This window comes from Arthrobacter sp. P1_B9 (genome assembly GCF_056406495.1).
Genome location: NZ_JBFUAA010000004.1, coordinates 268,603 through 289,970, shown reverse-complemented (window position 1 = coordinate 289,970; position 21,368 = coordinate 268,603). Strand labels below are relative to the sequence as shown.

Sequence of the window (21,368 nt, the reverse complement as noted above, 5' to 3'; positions counted from 1 at the left end):
ATGAGCAACGCAACCCTCGAACGGCCCCGGCCGCGGGGCCGCGGCGAGCCTGCCTCCGCCGAGGCAGCACCCCGACGGCGGCGCAGCGGCTGGTGGCTGCTGCTGGCTCCGATCCTTGCCTTCGACGTCGTGCTGTTCCTGACGCCGCTGGGCAAACTGGTCGGCGCAAGCTTCGCCGACAACGCCTACCAGCGGGTCCTCGAGGACCCGCTGGTGATGCGCGCCCTGGTCAACACCCTGACCATCAGCCTGGCCAGCACCATTGTCACCGTGGTGCTGGGCTACATCATCGCCATGGTCCTGTGGCGGGCCGGCAACGTCACCCGGGTGATCCTGTTCGCCGTCGTACTCCTGCCGTTCTGGACCGGCATCCTGGTGAAGAACTTCGCCTGGGCGGTCCTGCTCCAGGACAACGGCATTGTGAACGCCTTCCTGCAGGGAATCGGGCTGACCGGTGCGCCGATCCCGTTGCTGCACAACCGGTTCGCCGTGATTGTCGGCATGGTGCACTGCCTCCTGCCGTACGCGGTGTTCCCGATCTTCTCCTCGCTGACATCGATCGATGACCGGCTCGGGCTCGCGGCCCGCTCCCTTGGCGCGCGGGAAGGATCCGTCTTCCGCAGGATCACGCTGCCGCTGAGCATGCCCGGCATTTCCGCGGCCGGGCTGCTGGTCTTCATCATCAGCACAGGCTTCTTCATCACCCCGGTGGTGATGGGCGGGCCCGGCGACATGATGATCGCCAACCAGATCGACTACTACGCCCGACAGCTCACGGACTTCTCCGGGGCCGCTGCGCTGGCCGTCATCCTGACGGTCATGGTCAGCATCCTCGTGGCCGTCTACCAGCGCGTCCTCAAGGCAGGAGGCCAACATGAAGACAACTAATCCACAGCACCGGCTGCTGGCGCTTCTTTCCATCCCGGCCTTCCTGTTCCTCGTCATTCCGACGGCGATTGTGGTGCCGGTCGCGCTGAACGACAGCCGCTACATCACCTTCCCGCCGGAGGGAATCTCCTTCGCCGCCGTGGCCGGATTCTTCGCCGACCGGGCCTGGACCTCCGCCCTGACGGCCAGCCTGCAGTCGGCGGCGATCGCCGTCGTGATCGGCGTGCTGCTGGGCGCCACCGCGGCGATCGGCCTGCACGGGCGCAAGTTTCCCGGCCAGCCCGCCGTGGTGGGTCTGATCCTCGCGCCGATGATCGTGCCGACCGTGGTGCTGGCGCTGGCGTTCTACCAGTTCTTCATCTCGATCGGCATGGTGGGCAGCATCGTCCCCATCGGCCTTGCGCACGCCGTGATCGCGACCCCCTATGTGTACCTGACCACCCGCGCCAGCCTCGCCGGGCTCAACCCGGCCCTGGTCCGGTCGGCGCAGAGCCTCGGGGCCGGACCGCTCTCCGTCCTGCGGCACGTGTATCTGCCCATCATCCTGCCCGGCCTGATCTCCGGGGCGCTCTTCGCGTTCTCGGTCTCCATCGATGAGACGGTCATGTCCCTGTTCATGCAGTCCCCGGGGGCCACCACCTTGCCGGTGAAGATGTTCACGGATATCCAGTTCAACCTGACCCCGAAGATCGCGGTGTCCTCCGCCCTGCTGGTCAGCGTCGCCACCATCGGGCTGCTGCTCCAGGTCTTGTTTGTCCTCAAGCGCCGCTCTTCAACCCGGATGCTGCCGCTGGCCGTGTCCGCACAAACGTAAGGAAAGTCGATGACCGCATCAGTGATTTCCGCGGGGCCTATTCCCGGCACGGGCAGGGCCGCCCAGGGCGCCATTGAGCTCCGTCAGGTCAGCAAGCACTACGGCGACGTCGTTGCCGTGGACGAAGTGGACCTGACGGTCCAGCCTGGGGAGTTCGTGACCCTTCTGGGCCCCAGCGGCTCCGGCAAGACGACCACCATGATGATGGTGGCGGGGTTTGAAGAACACACCGCCGGAGCCATCCTCATTGACGGCAAACCCGTGGACACGCTGCCGCCCCGGGACCGCAATCTCGGTGTCGTGTTTCAGAACTACGCCCTGTTCCCGCACATGAGCGCGCTGGAAAACGTGGAGTTTGCGCTGCGCATGAGGAAGGTGCCGCGCGCGGAACGCCGCCAGCGCGCCGAGGAAGCTCTCGACCGTGTGGGACTGGGCAAGATGGGCGGGCGCAAGCCGCGCCAGCTCTCGGGCGGACAGCAGCAGCGGGTGGCGCTGGCCCGGGCACTGGTCTTCAACCCGGCGGCCCTGCTGCTGGATGAGCCGATGGCAGCCCTGGACAAGCGCCTTCGCGAGCAGATGCAGGAGGAGATCAAGACCCTGCAGAAGGGCCTGGGCATCTCCGTGCTGTTCGTGACACACGACCAGGACGAGGCCATGGCCATGTCGGACCGGATCGTGGTGATGCGGGACGGGCAGATCGTGCAGTCCGGCCCGCCGGAGGAGGTGTACAACCACCCCATGACCGACTGGGTGGCCAGCTTCCTGGGCGACACCAACCTCATCCCGTGCACCATCGTGGAGCGCAACGGCGAGGAAGCCGTGGTGGACCTCGGCGGACTGGGTATGGCAAAGGTCCGGGACCGCGGGGCAAGCGGTGAGAACTACGCCGTCTCCATCCGCCCGGAGCACCTCAAATTCAGGACACGGGCCGCGGCGGGCAACGGATGCGCCGCGACCCTGCTGTCCTCCACGAATCTTGGCGCCACGGTCCGCCACCGCCTCACTGCCGGCGGCCACGACCTCCAGCTCCGTGAGCTGAGCTCCGACAGTGTCGCCCGGATCCGGCCGGATGAGGAGCTGTGGGTGGGCTGGGACGCGGACAAGGCCCAGCTGCTGGTCCTGGAGTCCTGACCGCCGGATGCTGTGACGGCCGGGCCGGTTCCGGCACCCCTCCGCGGGACATGCCCTCCTCCGGCGCCCAGGGATGGACATATGCCCACTATGTCCATCCCTGGGCCGCGCCGGGGGACGTGTCCATTCCTGAGAGAGGGACATGTCCACTGCTGAGCGCCGGCAGGGGGCATGCCCTCGGCCGGACACGGGAACTCTGGCCGGCAGTACTCAGCCGAACTCTCTGATGAAGTCCAGGGCGGTTTGGGCGACCTCAGGCCAGCCGTGATCGATCGTGAGAGAGTGGCCGCGGTCCGGCAACTCCTTGATTGCCGTGTGCGCCGAATTTCTTTTTTGACGCTTGTAGGACGCATTGGCGATGGCCCACGGCACTGTGTGGTCTTTCTCCCCGGAGATGATCAGCAACGGCCCCCGATCCGGATTCTTCGTGTCGACCTTGGCCTCGGTGAACGGGTTGAGGTTTGCGGTTGCAGCCTGGAACAGAGGCACACCAGAGGCCGCGACATGAAAGGTGTCAAACAATTGGCGGGCTTCGTCCTCGTCCAGGGCATTGGCCCAGCCGAAACGGAATTCGTCAAAAGTCAAAGACACTGCACGCTTGGCGTTGGCGGGATTCGCGATCACAGGCGCTGCTGACTTTAAGGCGGAGGCCGGCAGCGGCAGGACTCCCCGGAACGGTGCGGGGTCGATCGCCACCGTGACTGCGGCGGCTCCGGTTCCGGCGATCCTCTGGGCGATGAGTCCGCCGAAGGAATGCCCCACGACGGCGGGCTTGATGGTGAGCTGGCCAATCGCGTCGAGGTAGTGGTCCGTGACTTGCCTGACCATCTTCTTGGCAAAGACCTCCGGGTCGCGTCTGGCCTCATCGACGCTTTCGGGATCATCGGGCCAGGTAGGGGCGAGCGTGGTGTAGCCGTTCTCCTCATACAGGGCCCGCCACCGGTCCCAACTGCTGGACAGGAGCCACAGTCCGTGGACGAAGACGACGGGTTTGAGGCCGGAAGCATTCGCCCGGTCCACCTGCTGTTGCTCGAGGTTCGTCATATCAGCCATGGCGCTCATCCGTTCGCGTGTGCATCGCGGGTCGTCGGTGGGGGACGCGGGGACGTCCTACCGCAGGCACGAGTATGCCTGCGGGGCATGGCGAAGGCAATGCCTTTGCTGAATACCGGCACGGTCTGCGGGCCACGTGGCACCCGGGGTACGCCTTGCCGGTCAGCGACGCGGAGTGCAGCCGCGGGTTTGCGGTCCGCCACGCGCACCGGGCCCCAAACCCGTGGCTTGTCAGGACCGGCCCTAGAATGGTCTCGATGATGCCAGGACATATAGCAGCTGCTGACGGAAAGAACGTGCTGAGCATCAGTGCGGGCATCATCACATCCGTCTGGCAGCCGGGCACGTTTGTTGATGTCGACGATGCCAGGGACGCGATGCTGGCCGTAGCGCAGATCAGCGGCGGAATACCGATGCCGATGCTCTCCGAAATGACGGACGTGGAGATCAGCGCGGCCGCCAGGTACGAGTTTGCGCAGACAACAGGGGTTCTGGCGATTGCCGTGCTTGGATCCAGCACAGTGGATCGTGTGATCGCGGCGGCCATGAGCCGGCACACCCGCTACCCCCACGAATTCTTCACGTCCCGGGACGAGGCCATGGCCTGGCTGAACAACTTCACCTCCAGCGGCCAGTCCGGTGGATACACGGACGGCATATCCGCCCTGGCGTGACAGTGCCGGCCTGCCCCGGTTAGGCCTTGTCCACCGTAAAAGCCGCCCCGGCCTCCTTGACTTGCTGGTTGGTCGCGGCCCAGCTGGCCAGCAGCCGCAGCGCATCTTCCGACGCGGAGCCGGGCTCGGCGTTGTAGACCAGCAGGGACAGCCCGGCGTCGGCGGAGAGGTCCATTGCCTCGTACATCAGGTGGAGATCCCCGACCACCGGGTGGTGCAAGTGCTTGAGCCCGGTGTAGTGCTGGCGCACGTTATGCGCCGCCCACAAGGTGCGGAATTCCTCGCTCCGCGTCGATAGTTCCCCGACCAGGTCGGTCAGCCCGCGGTCGTAGGGGTCCCGGCCGGCCTCGGTGCGCAGGATCGCGACGGTGTCGCTCGCCGCACGGTCCCAGTCCGGGTAGAAGCTGCGCGATCGTGCGTCCAGGAAGATGAACCGGGCATGGTTGGCCGGGCGGGCCGGACCCGCGTACATGTCCGAATACAGGGCATGGCCCAGCGGGTTGGCCGCAAGGATGTCCATGCGTCCGTTCCGCACAAAGGCGGGCGCGTTGGCGATGGCGTTCAGCGTCAGCTGAACGCTGCGCCGGACGGACTCCGCGGGACGGGGACGACGGCGGGTCCGGCTGCCCGGGGCCGCTGCCCGGGCCAGATCGAAGAGGTGGGCCCGTTCGGCGTCGTCGAGTTGCAGGGCCCTGGCCACAGCGTCCAGCACCCCCTCCGAAACGCCGGACAGGTTTCCCCGCTCCAGCCTCGTGTAGTACTCGACGCTGACGCCGGCCAGCATGGCGACTTCCCCGCGGCGGAGTCCGGGGACCCGGCGTTTCGCGCCGTAGATCGGCAATCCCGACTCTTCGGGGGTGATCTTGGCCCGGCGCGAGGCAAGGAACTCGCGGGTCGCCTCTCGATTATCCATGCCATCAACGTTAGGCCTTTGGGCTCTCTGAGGGAGGCCCTGCCAGTACCCCTATCAGCAGGGACTCCCTCACGGCCGCGTTACCGGGTTTGATGGATGGTGTTCCGTTGAACAACCCCCAACGATCAACAAGCAGGAGATTCATTGCCTACCGTCAACGCCTACGCATCACCGTCCGCGACCGAGCCGCTCGCCCTCACCACCATCGAGCGCCGCGACGTTGGACCGCACGATGTCCTGATCGAGATCAAGTACGCCGGGATCTGCCATTCCGATATCCACACTGTCCGCGGCGACTGGGGCCCGCAGACCTATCCGCTGGTTCCCGGCCATGAAATTGCCGGCATTGTCACCGAGGTGGGCACGGCCGTGACCAAGCACGCCGTCGGTGACCGGGTCGGCGTCGGCTGCATGGTCAACTCCTGCGGCGAGTGCGTCAACTGCCAGGCCGGCGAGGAGCAGTACTGCCTCGCCGGGAACACCGGCACCTATGGCGCCGTCGACCGTGACGGCACCATCACCCAGGGCGGCTACTCCACCCACGTCGTTGTGACCGAAGATTTCGTGGTCACCATTCCCGAGGGCATCGAGCTCGACGTCGCCGCGCCGCTGCTGTGCGCCGGCATCACCACCTACTCGCCGCTGAACCACTGGGGCGCGGGTCCCGGCAAGAAGGTCGCGATCGTCGGCCTCGGCGGACTCGGCCACATGGCCGTCAAGATCGCGCACGCCATGGGCGCCGAGGTCACGGTCCTGTCGCAGTCGCTGAAGAAGCAGGAAGACGGGCTGAAGCTGGGCGCGGACCATTACTACGCCACGAGCGACGAGAACACTTTCACGGACCTTGCCGGCACTTTTGACCTGATCATCAACACGGTCAGTGCCGCGATCGACATCAGCTCCTACCTGCAGCTGCTGACCCTCGACGGCGCACTGGTCAACGTCGGCGCCCCCGCGGAACCGCTCCCGGTGAACGCGTTCGCCCTGATCATGGGCCGCCGTTCCTTCGCCGGTTCGATGATCGGCGGCATCCGCGAAACCCAGGAAATGCTCAACTTCTGCGCCGAGCACGGCCTGGGCGCCGAAATCGAGGTCATCCCGGCCGCGAAGATCAACGACGCCTACGAGCGCGTCCTGGCCTCCGACGTCCGCTACCGCTTCGTGATCGACACCGCGACCCTGAACTAGGACGCAGCAGCGCACGAAGAACCCCGGGAGTGGGCGGACGCGGCCTCCGGTCGCGCCCGCCACCCGACAAAAACACCCTGTGAGGAAATGACAGTGGAAATCCAAGCCAGGAAGCCAAGCGTCAAGGGACCGGCGCAGATGTTCACCGGCGACGTCTGGTTTGACGTCGTCGCGGCCCCGCAGCCCGAACCGTCCCGCATGCGCGTCAACGCGGTGCACTTTGCCCCGTGCGCCCGCACGGCCTGGCACTCGCACGCCGTCGGACAGACCCTGCACGTCACCGAAGGTGTCGGCCTGGTCCAGGCCCGCGGCGGCGAAGTGACCGAAATCCGCCCCGGCGACACGATCTACACGCCGCCGGGCGAATGGCACTGGCACGGGGCCGCGCCGGACCATTTCATGACCCACCTCGCGATGTGGGAAGCGCCCGCGGAGGGCGCGGAGTCGGAGTGGGGTGACCTCGTGACCGACGAGGAATACAACGGCGCCAAGTAGCACGACCGCCAGGCAGTTAGCGCGGCTGCGCTAAACATCCGGCGCTGCCGGTGCGGGGCCAGCCCGGGGGACTGGCCCCGCACCGGCACGCCGGGCACCGCGTGGGCTATTGCCCCGGGGCCCGGTACGACGGCGTCTTCTTGGCTGCCGCGTCGAGATCCTCTGCTGACATGAGCGGTTTCATGTGCAAGTTCACGGCGCCGGTGGAATTGATCATCAGTGACAGGGCGACGGCGTCGGCCTGGTCGGGGATATCGAAGACTCCGACGACGTCGGTCTCCCCGAAGGCGTAGTAGAAGCTTTCCAGTGAGCCGTCCACCGATTTGAGGGCTTCGACAACGGCATCACGCCGTTTGGTGCCGCCCTCACGCATGAGTCCCTTGATTCCGTCGCCGACGTAGTTCGCTTCGAACAGATATTTGCTCATCGTTTTTCCTATCCTGTGTTCGCCCGGGACATCGGCATCCGAACGTGTGCCCGCTCCCAACGATGGAAGGTCCGAGGCTGGCCCCAGAGTGGGGGTCTGCCCACATGCTAGGCCTTCCACTTCACCCTTACAACGGTTCATTTGCGGCCACAACCGGGCTCCGGGCGGTCCGGCACTACCGCCGGCCGGAGGACAGGAACATAATCGGCGTATCAACCCGTACGGACAATGGAGGCGATCGACGTGTCTGTTTATACGCTCGGAATCTGGCTGGTGCATCCCGGCCGCGAGAACGATTTTGTGCAGGCCTGGCGGGATCTGGCCAGGAAGACGAAGGAAGACTTTCCCAACGCCAAAGCCGTGCTGATGCACGATCGCGACGTCAAGAACAGGTTCATCAGCACCGGCCCGTGGGAGTCCCTGGAACAGATTGAGCAGTGGCGGGACTCTGCCCTGTTCAAGCAGGGCCTCGAGGCAATGAAGGACATGCTGGAGCATTTCGAGGCGCGCACCCTGGACGAGGCCGCGAGCATCGGGTGGGATGCGACCGATATGTGATTTTACCGGGAACCGGGAACCGGGTCGCCGCCGGCAGCGCGGCGCGCGTTCCCGCCGGCTAAGCGGCCTGCAGCGCCTCGAGTACGGCGGCCAACAGGACATCGTTCCGGCCCCAGACGGGATCGAAGATTTCCACGTACCAGGCATCCGCCAGGACCAGGGCCAAGGTCTCGTTGGTCTCGGCTGCCCAGTCCCTGAGCTGGTCCTCCCCAACGGGCCCCTCGCTGCTGCCGAGCAAGGTCGCGACGTCGTCGTCCTGTACGGTCACCGGGATGGAGACGCTGCTCGCCTCACCGGGGTCGTGGACGACCGTCACCAGACCGGTCCTTGCGGACAGGGCCAGGAGTGCCGTCGCCGCCTCCGGGCCGCAGAAGGCCGTCACGTAGGCGCGCTGCGCGTGGCCCCCGGCCTGAACGCCCGGCTGCGATTCCTTGGTGAAGAGCCCGTTGCGGTTTAGCCGGGCGAGCTCTCCGGCGATGGTCGCGGTCTCCTCGTCGAACCCGGGCGCGAAGACGCCCGGCTGGTATTGGCTGTTGCCCTCCAGCCAACGGGCGGTCAGTTCGCCGGCCGCCGGGATGGTGGAGGCCTGCCGCCAGACTTCGCGGTCCGCGAGAAGCCGGCCGAAGCTGTCCCGTTCCGTCGTGAACCTGGCCTCTGACATTTAGGCCTCCTGTGCTGTGGGGTGCGGGGTGGACTGCGCCGTGAGATGTGGGGTGGGGTGCGCCTGCGGGGCGTGGTGCTGCAGGAGTACGGACAACCGTTCGCAGCTGATCCGCAGCGCCTGCAGTTCACGCCGGCTGTAGTCCTCGATGATCGCACGGATCCGCTCGGTGAGGTGCTCGTCGTCGACCTCGAACTCGTGGTTCAGCGTGACCACGGAGAGCCCGTCCGCCGGCCGGATCTCCCAGTCGCCGCCGAGCTCCCGGAACGGGGGCTCGAGGTCCAGCTGGTGGAACTGGGCGCGGTGGCTGGCGGTGTCAAAGACGCGCCAGCAGTGGCTTGAACTGAGTGAGCCGTTGGACACCACGGACGTGCGCAGCTCGTGGCCGGCGTCGTCGCCGCTGACGCGCTCCGAGTACACCGTCAGGCCCTCGAGATAGGGCCAATGTGAGGCGTCGCGCAGCATGCTGAAGACAAGGTCCGCCGGGGCGTTGATGCCGAGCCGGTGCGTGGTCCGGTGCGTTTGCTGGTGCGTGCTCACTGACAAGTTCACCCCTCCTGTGTCGTGCTGTCACCTTGCAGGTCTTCTATGCAGGCTAGGGCAGTTGCGGCCTGCCGTGAACAATTCCGTCCCGTCGCGTCACGCAGGGCAATCTTCGGTAACACAGGGCGTCCGCAGGCAGCGTCCGCGGACGCCGGATGAACGGGTATTACCGCCTGTATCCCTTGGTTTCACCCGGTTTCACGGCGCTTTGACCGGCTCTCCCGGGCCCCGGATAGTTGCTGGCACCAGCACCATTTCAGTCCACTCTCAAGGGGAGAACATGTCCAGTCTTTCGTTTAAATCTGGCGCCGCGGTCGCGTTGGCGGCCACCACTGTCCTGGGTCTGGCGGCCTGCTCTGATCCCGGCGCCGCCGCTGCCGGCGGCCCGTCGGCAGCGGCGTCGTCGTCCACCGGGGTGAAGCAGTTCAACCTCTCGCCGCAGCAGGACCGCGTCAAGGCCACGGTGGATGCCGCGGCCGCCGCGCTCGTCCCGGAAGCCATTAAGAAGGACGGGAAGCTGACCGTGGCGGTGAGCCCGTTTGCGGCGCCGCTGGCCGTTTACGCCACGGACAACAAGACCCCGGTGGGCAACGAGGTGGATATCGCCGTCGCTCTGGCCGAGTCCCTGGGCCTGGAGGCAGACATTGTCCCGACGGCCTGGGCCGACTGGCCGCTCGGCGTCGATTCCGGCAAGTATGAGGCTGTGCTCTCCAATGTCACCGTCACGGAGGAGCGCAAGCTCAAGTTCGACTTCGCCAGCTACCGTGAGGACAAGCTCGGCTTCTACGCCAAGGCGGACAGCAGTGTCACCAAGGTCGAATCGGCCCCGGACGTCGCCGGCAAGCGCGTGATCGTCGGTTCCGGCACCAACCAGGAGGCAATCCTGCTGCGCTGGGATGAGGAGAACAAGAAAAACGGCCTCAAGCCCGTGGAGTTCCAGTATTACGACGACGACTCCGCCTCCCAGCTCGCCATCCAGTCCGGACGGGCGGACCTCACGTTCGGCCCCAACGCCACGGCGGCCTACAAGGCGGCCTCCGACGCCAAGACAAAGCTCGTCGGCCTGGTCGACGGCGGCTGGCCGCTGAAGGCCAGCATCGCCGTCACCACCAAGAAGGACAACGGGTTTGCCGCAGCGGCCCAGGCCGGACTGAACCATCTGATCCAGGACGGAAGCTACGCCAAGATCCTGGACCGCTGGGGGTTGTCCGCGGAAGCTGTCGCGAAGTCGGAGCTGAACCCGGCGGGCCTGCCGAAGAAGTAGGCCGCCCTAAATCCAACGCGGGGTCACATCGCGCCCATCCCGGAGAGGATTATGGGCGCGATGTGACCCCGCGTTGGTTGTCTGAACGGTGCCGAAAGCCAACGAATCCCCGCCGGGAACGTCTGCGGCGGGGACTCGTTGTGCCTGCGTGGTGAAGCAGCGGTGATCGTCTAGGCCTGTGCCGTGACCGAACCTGAATCGATGCCGGCCTCGACGCTGGCACCTGGGCGCACCGGGGTGGCCAGGCCGAGGTTCTCCCGCAGCGTGCTGCCCGCGTATTCCGTGGGGTACACGCCGCGCTCCTGCAGTTCCGGGACGAGGTGGTTGACGATGTCGTCGAGGCCGGACGGGATCAGCCAAGGCGAGATGTTGAAGCCGTCGACGGCACCGGTCCGGGCATACTCGCTGAGCCGGTCCGCGACCTCGGTGTACGAGCCGCTGAAGGTGGAGTCGCCCCGGCTGGTCTTGGCCGAGACGAATTGGCGGATGGACAGGCCCTTCTCCGTGGCCTCGGCCCGCCACTGGTCGGCCAGCTGGCGTGCCTTGGCGCCGTGGAATCCGCTGCCGCGCGTTTCGGAGGTTTCTTCGACCACGGGGTCGATGTCCGGCAGCGGGCCGTCGGGGTCGTAGCCCTGCAGTTCCCGGCCCCAGAACTGTTCGAGGTACGCGATGGCCTGCTGCGGGCCGATCTGCAGACTGCGGACCCAGGCCTTCTTTTCGAGGGCCTCCCGCGGCGTGGCGGCGAGGATGAACTCGCTGGCTGGCATGATCTTCACGTCCTGGGCGCCGCGGCCGGCCCGGAGGGTGCGCTCCACGATGTCGCGGCGGAACTCCAGGGCGTCATCGAGCTGCGGGTGCGCGGAAAAGATGACGTCCGCCTGCCGGGCGGCGAAGTCCCTGCCCTCGGGCGAATCCCCGGCCTGGAACAGCACCGGCCGGTACTGGGCGCTGCGCGGCAACCGCGGGGTGACGTCGACGGTGTAGTGCCGGCCGGTGTGGCGCACCCGCCGGACCGCGCCCTCCGCCGACCACCGCTCGGCGGAGGCTGAGCCCGCGACGGCGCCGTCGTCCCACGCGTCCCAGATCCGCTTGGCGGTTTCCACGAAGGCCTCGGCGTGGGTGTACCGGTCGGCGTGGTCCAGGTAACCGCCGCGCCGGAAGTTGGCGCCGGTCCAGGCGTTGTCCGTGGTGACGATGTTCCAGGCGGCGCGGCCACCGGACAGCAGATCCAGCGTGGAGAGCCGGTGCGCCAGGTCTGCGGGGTCGTTGTACGTGGTGTTCTGGGTTGCGACCAGCCCGATGTTGGTGGTCACCGCGGCCAAGGCGGCGAGGGCGGTCTGCGCGTCGGGACGGCCGGCGACGTCGAGCGCGTGCGGGCGGCCAAGATGCTCGCGCAGCCGCAGGCCTTCGCCGAGGAAGAACGCCGCGAACAGGCCGCGCTCGGCGGTTTGGGCGATGCGCCGGAATGATTCGAAGTCGGTCTGGGAGCCGGACTCGGCCGCCTTCCAGACGGTTCCGGAGTTGACGCCCTGGAAGAACACGCCCAGCTGGAGCTGACCAGAGGGGATGAACCCGGACGCGGTGAATTCAGCGGCGGGGTGGGTGCTGTGGCTCATGGTGGGCTCCTTAGTTTTCCGCGCCGGGGGCGCTGCATGCAGCGGCGTAGCGGCTGGCTGGCCGCGCCAGCCCCAGCTGATCGCGGAATGTGGCGTCCGGGCTGGTGGGGGCGAGGACCCCGCGCCGGCGCAGTTCGGGCAGCACCAGCCGCGTCAGTTCCTCAAGATCCGTGTCCAGCACGGCGGGGTGCAGGCGGACCCCTTCGGCCCAGGCCAGCACCTCGGTGAGCAGATCGGCAAGCCCGGCCGCCGAGCCGATGAACTGTGCGCGCGGGCTCTGCCACGGGGTGTGGCCGTTCAGCCCGGCCAGCCGCTGGGCGGCGGCCTGGCCGCGGGAGTCCAGCACGACGTCGAGCTCGGCGATCAGCGCAGGACCGTTGCCGCCGGCGGCGAGTCCTGCACGCGTCGCCGCGAGCTCGGCGGCCAGGAGCCCGGGCGTCGGGGCCGAGACCAGGAGCGCGTCGGCTGCCCCGGCCGCGACGGCCTCCGCGGCGAGGAGCCCGGCCAGGGCCAGGACGGGCAGCTGGCCCTGGGGCGGCCGCGGAATGATCGACGGACCCTTGACGGAATAGCTGCCGTTTTCGACGTCGATGTAATGCAGCTTGTCGACGTCGAGGTAGCGCCCGGTGGGGACGTCGCGGATCACGGAGTTGTCCTCCCAAGAGTCCCAGAGCCTGCGGCTGACCTCGATCGCATCGGCGGCCTCGCGGGAGAGCCGGTCCCCGCGCAGGGTGTCGCGTCCGACGGCGGCGGCATCGGCCGCGCTTGATGAAGCGGCTACCAGCCAGCCGGCCCGTCCGCCCGAGACATAGTCCAGGCTGGCGAGCTGGGTAGAGATGTGGAACGGCTCGGTGTAGGCGGTGTCCACTTCCGGGATCAGGGCGAGGGAGCGGGTCACGGGGCCGGCGAACGCGGCGCGCTGCAGGGCGTTGAGCCGCGCCGCGGCGTCCGGGTGCCCGGGGTCCGGCAGGCCGGGGTCGGAAAACGTCGCCGCGTGGAATCCGGCGGACTCGGCGGCGAGCACGGCGCCGCGGAGTTGTTCCGGGCCCAGCACGGACGCGGGTGCTGCGCGGGAAACCCGCCACGCGGCCGGGTGGCTGCCGGCGCCGTCGAGCTCCAGCAGGAGCAGGCCGAGTCCGCGGGGCCTGTTCTGGGCGGGATGGGTGCTCATGATGCGTCCTGTCGTTCGTAGGGGATCTGTTCGCCGGCCTCGATGGGCACCGGCAGGCGGTTCTCGGCCGGCGGCAGCGGGCACGTGGCGAGGTCCGTGTAGGCGCACGGCAGGTTCACCGCCCGGTTGAAGTCGAGCCAGACCGTGCCGTGGGCGCCCGGAGCCGCCACGGTGAGCGAGCGGTTGGCCGCGTAGGTGCTCTTGCCCGAGGTCGCGTCAGTGAAAAGGACAGACAGCGTGCCCGGAGTGTGGCCGTTGAATGCGGTGAGGCTCAGGTCCTTGCCGCGGAGCCGGAAGTGGATTTCCCCCGGGGCCTCGTAGACGTGGTGGATTCCTTCGACCGCCGCGCCCACGGTGGTGGGCCGCGGTTCGGCGAACGGGACGAATATTCCTGAAATGGCATATTCAGGGGTGGGGGCGTAGGCGGGCGTCCCGCGGTAGCCGGTGAGCAGGGGGTTCAGGGGATGCCGCGGCCGCACGACATAGCGGCCGCCCCGCTTGGCGAGCTCGATTACGGTATGGCCGGCGCCGGCATCCTCCACCCGCAGATTCAGCCCGTCGCGCTCGGGAATCGGGCCGAGGAACACGGTAGCTCCGGTCCCGTCCGGGTTCAGTTCCTGCCCGCCGCGAAGGACGCGTTCGCCTGCCCCCAAAGCCAGGCGGACGACGTCGTCCTCGACGCTCCACGTGCCCGGCGCGCCGTCCAGCCGGGCGGGCGCGGCATCGAGCCAATGCAGGTGCGTAACGGCGAGGAAGCCGTGGGGGTCGGCACGGTGGCGTTCGTGCCCGGCATGCCAGTCCGCCCAGGCGGCTTGGAATTCATTGTCGGGACGGCGGTCGGGACGAATGTCAGGACGGCCGTCGGTGTCAGTGGGCGTGGACATGAGAGCTCCTGTGGTGGGTGTGGTCGGCCGTGACGCGGGCGGCGTCGGTCTCAGTAGTGCCGGCGAATGCAGGCCGGCCGGCGTACGGGTCGCCGTCGGCCCAGAGCGTGGTGGGCGCGGCGGCGCGGACGGCCGGAATGATTTCCAGGGCGAAGCGCTCGAGGATTTCCAGCTGCTGGGCGAAGGGCAGTGTGGTGGGCAGCGAGATGGACTGCAGGTCGTGGCCGTAGAGCGCGTGGTAGCTGAGGATCTTGTCGATCACCTGCTCCGGGCTGCCCACCAGGGCCGGACCGTCGGCGACGGCGTGGTCGATGTCCCGGTAGGGGGAGTTGTTGCCGGGAACGTTCCGGCCGGTCGTGAGGGCCTCGTAGACCGGGCCGAACTGCCGCTTGGCCTCCTGTGTGGTGTCCGCGATGAACACCCCGCCCGCGCCGGATCCGGAGCCCAGGTACTGGTGCCGGGGATCGTGGCCGTGGCGTGCGTATTCCTCGCGGTAGTGGTCAATGAGCACCTTGTAGTTTTCCCGCGGCTGGATCGCGTTGGCCGTGAACAGCGGATCGCCCCACTGCGCCGCCAGCGCCGCCGAGGCCAGGCTGGTGGCGGAGCCGTGCCAGACCCGCGGCGCCCCGGCGAAGGGCCGCGGCGTCGTGGTGGTGGGCTCCGTCAGCGCGGCGCGGAACCTCCCGGACCACGTGACGTTTTCCTCGGTCCAAAGCCGGCGGAGCAGGGCATATTTCTCCGCAAGGAGCTCCCACTGGTCCGCCAGGTCCAGGCCGAACAGCGGGTACTGCAGCACCTCATTGCCCTTGCCGATCACCAGTTCCAGCCGGCCGCGGCTGAGCTGGTCGATCGTGGCGTAGTCCTCGGCGACCCGCACCGGGTCCAGCACGGACAGCACCGTCACGCCGCTTTGCAGCCGGATCCTGGTGGTGACGGCGGCGATGGCGGCGAGCACGGTGGTGGGGGAGGAGGAGATGAACTCACCCGCGTGGCGTTCCCCGACGGAGAAGCTGTCGTAGCCGAGGCCCTCCGCCCGGCGCGCGGTCTCCACCACCTGGTTGAGCCGGTCCGCGGTGGAGACGATCTCCCCGGTGACCGGGTTCTTCAGGTGCGGGATGATGTCGAGGACCTGGAACCTCACTGGGTCTTCCCTGCAGGGGCTGTCCCGAAGTTGCCCTCAGTGACGGTCGTGGACTCGGGAAGGGCTTCCTCGGAGAGTCCCCAGCGGTCCAGGACCTTGGCGTAGGAGCCGTCCTTGATGGCGGAGTTCAGGGCGTCCGTGATGGCCGGGGCCAGGCCGTTGCCCTTGAGCGTGGTGGCCGCGACCAGGGTCTCGGACGGCCAGCCGGCGTTGACCTTGCCCACCACCTTGAGGTCGTCGCGGGTGTTTTCCCGGTACGTGACGGACGGGTAGGGCGCGAGGTTCAGGTCGGTGCGGCCGGAGGACAGCGCCAGGATGGTGTCGGCGTCGGAGGAGTAGTACTGCAGCACCGCGGGCGCCTTGCCCTTGGCCTCGAGCTCCTTGTTCCAGGCGATCAGGATCTTCTCCTGGTTGGTGCCCGAGCCCACCGAGATCTTCAGCCCGGAGATGTCGTCGGAGCCCTTGATGTTGTAGCCGGAGCTCTTCTTCGCCTCGAAGCCCATGTACGCGGCGCGGTAGCTGGAGAAGTCGAAGAGTTTCACGCGGGCGGCGTTGATGCCCACATTGGAGAACACGGCCTCGAAGTCGCCGGACTGGGTCTTCAACGGCCAGTTCTCCCAGGAGGTCACCTGGACGTCCAGGTCCAGGCCCAGCTTGTCCGCGACCAGCTGGGCCAGGTCCACCTCCACGCCGATCGGGGTCTTGTCGTCCGTGGCGTGGAAGGACAGCGGAATCGCGCCAGCCGTCGTCGCGACGGTCAGCTTGCCGTCCTTGCCGATCAGCGCGGGAACCTTCGCGGCCAGGGACACATCCTTCTCCGCCCGGATCCGCTGCTGGTCCGGCGAAGTGTTGTAGACGACGCCGTTGCGCGCCGCCGTCGTCGCCGGCTGCCCGCCGGATGCGGCAGACGCGCCGGGATCCGCGCAGCCACTCAGGGCCACGGTGCCGGACAGGGTGCCGATGAGGACGACGGCGGGAAGCGCCGCACGCGTCCGCCGGGGACCAGTACGGGGGCGGGCGGTGCGGAGGGCGGAGCTGATTGCCATGGGGTTCCTTAGATGTTGAAAGCGGGTTCGATGACTTTGGAGAAGAAGCTCCGGGTGCGAACTTCGCGCGGGTTGGTGAAAATTTCCTGGGGTGTGCCTTGCTCGACGATCTGGCCCTGGTCCATGAACACCACCGTGTCGGCGACGTCGCGGGCGAAGCCCATCTCATGCGTGACGATGATCAGCGTGGTGCCGGACTTGGCCAGCCCGCGGATGACGTCCAGGACCTCGTTGACCAGTTCCGGGTCCAGGGCCGACGTGGGCTCGTCGAAGAGCAGGATCTTCGGGTCCAGGGCAAGCGCCCGGGCGATCGCGACGCGCTGCTGCTGGCCGCCGGACAGCTGGCGCGGGTAGGCGCCGGCACGGTCCTTCAGGCCCACGCGGTCCAGCAGTTCCAGCCCGCGGTCGCGGGCCTCGGTCTTGGAGAGCCGGGGTTTTCCGGTCCGCGGCGCGACGATCGGTGCCTCGGTGACGTTTTCCAGCGCGGTCAGGTGCGGGAAGAGGTTGAAGTTCTGGAACACCATGCCGATCTCGGTGCGCTGCTTCAGGATGTTCTTTTCGCGCAACTCGTGGAGCCGGCGCCCGCGGACCTCGTAGCCCACCAGCGTGCCGTCGATCGCGATGAACCCGGCGTCGACCTTTTCGAGGTGGTTGATGGTGCGCAGGAGGGTGGATTTGCCGGATCCGGACGGTCCGACGATCACGGCGACACCCCCGGGCTCGACCGTCAGCGTGATGCCCTTGAGGACTTCCGCGGCGCCGAAGGACTTGCGGACCTTCGTGATCTCGACAAGGCCGCGGGTGGTTACGGCGTCCGTGGCAGCGGCCGCGGACGGGGTCTGGGTGGTCGTACGGAGTGCGGTGCTCATCGGGTGCCCCTTTCCTGGTTCGATTCCCGGGCGGCGGGCGTATGGATGGCGAGGAATTTGCGGGCCTTCTGCAGCGGGGTCAGGGGCAGCGTGCGGACCGCGCCCCTGGAGTAGTGCCGCTCGATGTAGTACTGGAAGACGCTCAGGACCGAGGTGATGACGATGTACCAGAGCGTGGCCACGAGCAGCAGCGGCAGGACCTGCTGGGTGCGGTTGTAAATGACCTGGACGGTGTAGAACAGCTCGGAATAGGCCAGGACGTAGACGATCGAGGTGCCCTTGACGAGGCCGATCACCTCGTTGAAGGCGGTGGGCAGGATGGCCCGCATGGCCTGGGGCAGGACGATCCTGGTGGAACGCCGCCAGGCCGGGATGCCCAGGGCGGTTGCGGCCTCGAGCTGGCCCTGGTCCACGGACAGGATGCCGCCGCGGATGATCTCGGCGGAGTAGGCGGCCTGGTTCAGGGTCAGGCCGAGGACTGCCGCGGCGAACTGGCTGATCAGGGTGGTGGTCTGCGCCTCAAAGAAGCGCACGTCCGTGAAGGGGAGCCCCAGGCTGATTTTCTCGTAGAGGTAGCCCAGGTTGTACCAGAGCAGCATCTGCACCAGCAGCGGCGTGGAGCGGAAAATCCAGGAGAACGTCCAGGAGACGGAGACCAGCAGGGGCGACGCGGACAGCCGCATCAGCGCCAGGATGAACCCCAGGATGAAGCCGAGCGCCCCGGAGATCGCCGTCAGTTTCAGGGTCTCCAGCAGGCCGTTCACGATCGACTGCGCGGTGAACCACTGCGCCACCACGCCCCACTCCCAGCGCGGGTTGGTGGCCAGCGACCAGGCAATGCCGGCCACGCCCACGGCGACGACGGCGGTGCCCACCCAGCGCCACGGGTGGCGGGCCGGGACCAGCCGGTAGTCGGCGTAGTCGGTTGCGGCCTTGCGGCCCACCGAACCGGAGCCGACTGTTCCGGCCGGTGCGCGCTCGCCGGCGGGTACGGGTCCTGCGGGCCGGACCTCCGCGGTCTCGGGTGCGGATTCGATGCCGGCGGACGCCGGCTCCGGGGCGGACTGTGCCACCGGGGTTGCTGTTGAACTCATGCGCCACCTCGCTTCTTCCAGTTGCTGTGGGGGTAGTTGGCTGCCAATCTAGGGCCGTGCGAAAACGCGCGGCAAGGCGGCAGGTTGCATACGTTCACGCAGGTTCGCACGGCGTCACACGACGAATTCTTGCCTCGATTTACGTCGCGTTACGCGGGGTGAACGGCCGTGACCGGCGCCTCGACCGGCTCCATTTCGGGTGCCTAGCATGAGGGCTCCGCACCCGAGCCAGGAGACCGTCATGCCAGTGAATGCCCGATCCGTGGTCCTCATCGGCGGCGGCCCGCGCGCGGCCGGGCTGCTGGAACGCCTCGCCGCCAACCGGCCGGAGCTGCTCGACGGCGCCCTGCAGATCCACGTCGTGGAGCCGCACACCCCGGGTGCCGGCAGGATCTGGCGTTACGAGCAGCATCCCGGGCTGATGCTCAACTCCGCGGCGGCGGACGTCACGATGTTCACGGATGCCTCCGTCCAATGCGAGGGACCCGCAGTCGACGGCCCCGGCCTGGCAAAGTGGGCCGCCGGGGTCCTGGACGGGTCCATCGCGGATGTTCCGGAGCTGCCGGCGGAACTCCGGCGCCAGCTGGCCGCCCTCACCGGTGCCACCTTCCCCACTCGGCAGCTGCAGAGTGTCTACCTGGAATGGTTCTTCCGCCGCTCCGTCGCCGCCCTCGGACCGGACACCACCGTCACCGTGCACCGGGACACGGCGTCCGCCGTCGAGCCGGTGCAGCATGAAGCCGACCAGGGTCCGGAACGCTACCGCGTCCGGCTGGCCGGTGGCGCGGTGCTGCCCGCCGACGTCGTGATCGCCTCCCTGGGGCACACGGATTCGCTGCCCAATGAGGAGTCTGCGGCGTGGGCCGGTTTTGCCGCCCGGCACGGTGCGTTCCACGCGGCGCCCAGCTACACCACCGACGTCGACTACTCACCCCTCGCCGCCGGCCAGGACGTGATTGTCTCCGGCATGGGCCTGGCCTTCGTGGACCTGCTGGTCCTGCTCATGGAGGGCCGCGGCGGCAGGTTCGAGGAGCTGCCAGGCGGCGGCCTGCGCTACGTGCCCTCCGGTGCCGAGCCGCGGCTGTGGGCCGGCTCCCGCCGCGGCGTGCCCTACCACTCCAAGATCACGTCCGCCCTGCGCGGCGACGCAGCGGGCGAGCCGGCGTTCTTCACGGCCGACGCCGTCACAGCGCTGCTGGATGCGCCCGGCGAGGTGGACTTCCGCGCCCAGCTGTGGCCCCTGATCGCCAAGGACGCCGGCTACGCGTACTACCGCGAGCTGTTCACCGGCTACCCGGAACGGGTCCGGATGGGCTGGCGGGAATTCGCCGAACGGTTCGCCGCTGCGGACTGGTACAGCCAGGAGCGCCGGCGGCTCGTCGCCGGGTCCGTCCCGGACGCAGGGCTCCACCTGGACCTCGAACGGCTGGACCATCCCTTCGCCGGCCGCGTTTTCGCCGGCCACGCAGACTTCCAGTCGGCGGTGGCAGCGTACATTGGCCGCGACCTTGAGCTGCGCACCGGGCCGGACCATTCGGAAACCCTGGCCCTGTTCACTTCCTTGCTGAAGTCCTACATGGACCTGGGCCGGCTGGTGCCGTCCGAGCGGCTGAACGCGCGGTCGCAGCGGGAGGTCCAGGGCTGGTGGCACGGCTTCTTCAGCTTCGTCGACTCCGGGCCGCCGCCGCGCAGGCTGCGGGAGATGCTGGCGATCCACCGGGCCGGTCTGCTGCAGTTCATTGGCCCGGGACTGGAGATCGAGGCCGCGGAGTACTCGGGCCGGTTCGTCGCCCGCTCGGCCCAATCCGGGATCAGCGTGTCAGCGCCGGCCCTGATCGAGGCCCGGCTCCCGGCGCCGTCGGTGGCCCGCTCCGCGAACCCGCTGCTGCGCCAGCTGCACGCCTCCGGGCTAGGCACTGAACAGCAGCTCCTCACTGCCGACGGCACGCACGCGACCGGACGGCTCCTGGTGTCCGCCCACAACGAGCTCATCAGTCCGGTGGGGGAGCGGCGCGAACGGCTGTTCGGCGTCGGGCCCGGTACTTCCGGCTGGGGCGCCGGCGCCTTCGCCCGGCCCGGCACCAACGCCGCGCCGTTCCGCGAAAACGATGCCCTGGCCCGGCGAGTCCTGAACCTGCTGGCGAACCCCAACAGCGGCCCGGCCGACAGCGGCCTGGCGAACAACGATCAAACGGACGCCGGCCGGGCGGTGCCGCAGGCCGCCGCCGGCGGAAAGGACCCGTCATGACCCCGTCCCCACTACACACCCCGCCCGTGGACACCCCGCCCGTGGACACCCCGCCCGTGGACACCGCCGCGCTGACGGTCCTCAATCTCCCCATGAGCGATCCCAGGGTCCGTCCGCTCCTGGACGAGCTCGCGGTCGAATACGACACCCGCTACGGCAGCCTCTTTGGCCGCGGGGCCGCCGCGGAGGAACTCAACCGTTACCCGGCCGAGGAATTCGCCGCGCCGGGCGGGGCCCTGCTGATTGTGCGCGAGAACGGCGAATCCGTGGCCGGCGGCGCGTTCCGCCGGCACGGCCCGCAGACCGCCGAGTTCAAGCGGATCTGGACGCATTCAGCGCACCGCCGCCGCGGACTGGCCCGGTTTGTCCTTGCCGAGCTGGAGGCGCTGGCCGGCCGTCGCGGCTACCGGAAGGTCTACCTGACAACCGGCCCGCGCCAGCCGGAGGCGAAACACCTCTACCTGAGCACCGGTTACGAGGCACAGTTCGATCTCTCCGCCGACCCGGAAACCATCGGGCCGCTGGCATTCACCAAGGACCTGCCCGCCGCAAACCCCGCCGCGAACCCCGCTGCGCTGCTTGGTCGGCGTGGGCCGGGAACCGGCGCTTCGGGCTAGAGTTCACACAGGGGGTCTGCCCTAAAACAACGTTTTCACGAGCCGCCGCGGACCCGGCGGAGAAACAGCCGGG

Annotated in this window: 22 protein-coding genes; 10 read left to right on the top strand and 12 right to left on the bottom strand. The window is 68.2% G+C overall.

The window, feature by feature from the left end; all coding sequences use genetic code 11:
* The 3 genes from AC1D1A_RS08560 to AC1D1A_RS08550 are packed head-to-tail and all read left to right on the top strand — an operon-like array spanning position 1 to position 2,833.
* Positions 1-888 carry an ABC transporter permease gene (locus tag AC1D1A_RS08560; RefSeq protein ID WP_476849964.1) on the top strand — a complete coding sequence of 296 codons (888 nt, stop codon included), beginning with the start codon at positions 1-3 and terminating at the stop codon, positions 886-888.
* On the top strand, positions 875-1,702 hold the full coding sequence (locus AC1D1A_RS08555; RefSeq protein ID WP_026539571.1) for an ABC transporter permease: 828 nt from the start codon (positions 875-877) through the stop codon (positions 1,700-1,702). Before AC1D1A_RS08560 ends, AC1D1A_RS08555 begins: the two co-directional genes overlap by 14 nt.
* A gap of 9 nt (positions 1,703-1,711) precedes the next feature.
* The gene (locus tag AC1D1A_RS08550; RefSeq protein WP_476947519.1) at positions 1,712-2,833 is read left to right on the top strand and encodes an ABC transporter ATP-binding protein; all 1,122 of its coding nucleotides are present in this window, start codon (positions 1,712-1,714) and stop codon (positions 2,831-2,833) included.
* Between the two features lie 210 nt (positions 2,834-3,043).
* On the opposite strand, the gene AC1D1A_RS08545 is transcribed toward AC1D1A_RS08550, so the two are convergent.
* A complete protein-coding gene (locus AC1D1A_RS08545) occupies positions 3,044-3,886 on the bottom strand; it encodes an alpha/beta hydrolase (protein ID WP_476947518.1) in 843 nt (280 codons plus the stop codon).
* A gap of 257 nt (positions 3,887-4,143) precedes the next feature.
* On the opposite strand from AC1D1A_RS08545, the gene AC1D1A_RS08540 reads away from it, so the two are divergent.
* Positions 4,144-4,560 carry a DUF7793 family protein gene (locus tag AC1D1A_RS08540; RefSeq protein WP_476849960.1) on the top strand — a complete coding sequence of 139 codons (417 nt, stop codon included), beginning with the start codon at positions 4,144-4,146 and terminating at the stop codon, positions 4,558-4,560.
* A 19-nt stretch (positions 4,561-4,579) separates the two neighbouring features.
* Here AC1D1A_RS08540 and AC1D1A_RS08535 read toward each other — a convergent pair whose 3' ends face one another.
* Entirely contained in the window at positions 4,580-5,473 is an 894-nt protein-coding gene (locus tag AC1D1A_RS08535; protein WP_476947517.1) for a helix-turn-helix transcriptional regulator, read from the bottom strand.
* A 144-nt stretch (positions 5,474-5,617) separates the two neighbouring features.
* On the opposite strand from AC1D1A_RS08535, the gene AC1D1A_RS08530 reads away from it, so the two are divergent.
* Both AC1D1A_RS08530 and AC1D1A_RS08525 read left to right on the top strand, forming a co-directional pair.
* A complete protein-coding gene (locus tag AC1D1A_RS08530; RefSeq protein WP_476849958.1) occupies positions 5,618-6,661 on the top strand; it encodes an NAD(P)-dependent alcohol dehydrogenase in 1,044 nt (347 codons plus the stop codon).
* Between the two features lie 87 nt (positions 6,662-6,748).
* The gene (locus tag AC1D1A_RS08525; RefSeq protein ID WP_476856078.1) at positions 6,749-7,156 is read left to right on the top strand and encodes a (R)-mandelonitrile lyase; all 408 of its coding nucleotides are present in this window, start codon (positions 6,749-6,751) and stop codon (positions 7,154-7,156) included.
* Positions 7,157-7,262: 106 nt separating this feature from the next.
* Here the strand turns inward: AC1D1A_RS08525 and AC1D1A_RS08520 are convergent, their stop codons facing one another.
* On the bottom strand, positions 7,263-7,583 hold the full coding sequence (locus tag AC1D1A_RS08520; RefSeq protein ID WP_028275942.1) for a GYD domain-containing protein: 321 nt from the start codon (positions 7,581-7,583) through the stop codon (positions 7,263-7,265).
* A 228-nt stretch (positions 7,584-7,811) separates the two neighbouring features.
* On the opposite strand from AC1D1A_RS08520, the gene AC1D1A_RS08515 reads away from it, so the two are divergent.
* Positions 7,812-8,141, top strand: a complete 330-nt coding sequence (locus tag AC1D1A_RS08515) for an antibiotic biosynthesis monooxygenase family protein (protein ID WP_028275943.1) — start codon at positions 7,812-7,814, stop codon at positions 8,139-8,141.
* 58 nt (positions 8,142-8,199) lie between these two features.
* Here AC1D1A_RS08515 and AC1D1A_RS08510 read toward each other — a convergent pair whose 3' ends face one another.
* Entirely contained in the window at positions 8,200-8,802 is a 603-nt protein-coding gene (locus AC1D1A_RS08510) for a DUF6919 domain-containing protein (RefSeq protein WP_476947516.1), read from the bottom strand.
* The gene (locus tag AC1D1A_RS08505; RefSeq protein WP_476947515.1) at positions 8,803-9,342 is read right to left on the bottom strand and encodes an SRPBCC family protein; all 540 of its coding nucleotides are present in this window, start codon (positions 9,340-9,342) and stop codon (positions 8,803-8,805) included.
* Positions 9,343-9,625: 283 nt separating this feature from the next.
* Between AC1D1A_RS08505 and AC1D1A_RS08500 the strand changes: the two genes are divergently transcribed.
* The gene (locus AC1D1A_RS08500) at positions 9,626-10,609 is read left to right on the top strand and encodes an ABC transporter substrate-binding protein (protein WP_476856081.1); all 984 of its coding nucleotides are present in this window, start codon (positions 9,626-9,628) and stop codon (positions 10,607-10,609) included.
* 170 nt (positions 10,610-10,779) lie between these two features.
* Here AC1D1A_RS08500 and AC1D1A_RS08495 read toward each other — a convergent pair whose 3' ends face one another.
* From AC1D1A_RS08495 to AC1D1A_RS08465, 7 genes are read right to left on the bottom strand one after another with little or no spacing between them, the layout of a single operon-like run.
* Complete coding sequence (locus AC1D1A_RS08495; protein WP_476947514.1) at positions 10,780-12,225, bottom strand: NtaA/DmoA family FMN-dependent monooxygenase; 1,446 nt, start codon at positions 12,223-12,225, stop codon at positions 10,780-10,782.
* A gap of 10 nt (positions 12,226-12,235) precedes the next feature.
* Complete coding sequence (locus AC1D1A_RS08490) at positions 12,236-13,396, bottom strand: LLM class flavin-dependent oxidoreductase (RefSeq protein ID WP_476947513.1); 1,161 nt, start codon at positions 13,394-13,396, stop codon at positions 12,236-12,238.
* Complete coding sequence (locus AC1D1A_RS08485) at positions 13,393-14,280, bottom strand: DUF1684 domain-containing protein (RefSeq protein ID WP_476947512.1); 888 nt, start codon at positions 14,278-14,280, stop codon at positions 13,393-13,395. Before AC1D1A_RS08485 ends, AC1D1A_RS08490 begins: the two co-directional genes overlap by 4 nt.
* Positions 14,264-15,421 carry an LLM class flavin-dependent oxidoreductase gene (locus AC1D1A_RS08480; RefSeq protein ID WP_476859544.1) on the bottom strand — a complete coding sequence of 386 codons (1,158 nt, stop codon included), beginning with the start codon at positions 15,419-15,421 and terminating at the stop codon, positions 14,264-14,266. The genes AC1D1A_RS08485 and AC1D1A_RS08480 overlap by 17 nt, the downstream gene beginning before the upstream one ends.
* On the bottom strand, positions 15,418-16,467 hold the full coding sequence (locus tag AC1D1A_RS08475) for an ABC transporter substrate-binding protein (protein WP_476947511.1): 1,050 nt from the start codon (positions 16,465-16,467) through the stop codon (positions 15,418-15,420). Before AC1D1A_RS08475 ends, AC1D1A_RS08480 begins: the two co-directional genes overlap by 4 nt.
* An 8-nt stretch (positions 16,468-16,475) precedes the next feature.
* A complete protein-coding gene (locus AC1D1A_RS08470; protein ID WP_476859542.1) occupies positions 16,476-17,336 on the bottom strand; it encodes an amino acid ABC transporter ATP-binding protein in 861 nt (286 codons plus the stop codon).
* Positions 17,333-18,430 carry an amino acid ABC transporter permease gene (locus AC1D1A_RS08465; RefSeq protein ID WP_476947510.1) on the bottom strand — a complete coding sequence of 366 codons (1,098 nt, stop codon included), beginning with the start codon at positions 18,428-18,430 and terminating at the stop codon, positions 17,333-17,335. The genes AC1D1A_RS08470 and AC1D1A_RS08465 overlap by 4 nt, the downstream gene beginning before the upstream one ends.
* Positions 18,431-18,671: 241 nt before the next feature.
* On the opposite strand from AC1D1A_RS08465, the gene AC1D1A_RS08460 reads away from it, so the two are divergent.
* Positions 18,672-20,678 carry an FAD/NAD(P)-binding protein gene (locus tag AC1D1A_RS08460; protein WP_476947509.1) on the top strand — a complete coding sequence of 669 codons (2,007 nt, stop codon included), beginning with the start codon at positions 18,672-18,674 and terminating at the stop codon, positions 20,676-20,678.
* On the top strand, positions 20,675-21,295 hold the full coding sequence (locus AC1D1A_RS08455; protein ID WP_476947508.1) for a GNAT family N-acetyltransferase: 621 nt from the start codon (positions 20,675-20,677) through the stop codon (positions 21,293-21,295). The genes AC1D1A_RS08460 and AC1D1A_RS08455 overlap by 4 nt, the downstream gene beginning before the upstream one ends.
* Positions 21,296-21,368: the final 73 nt, after the last annotated feature.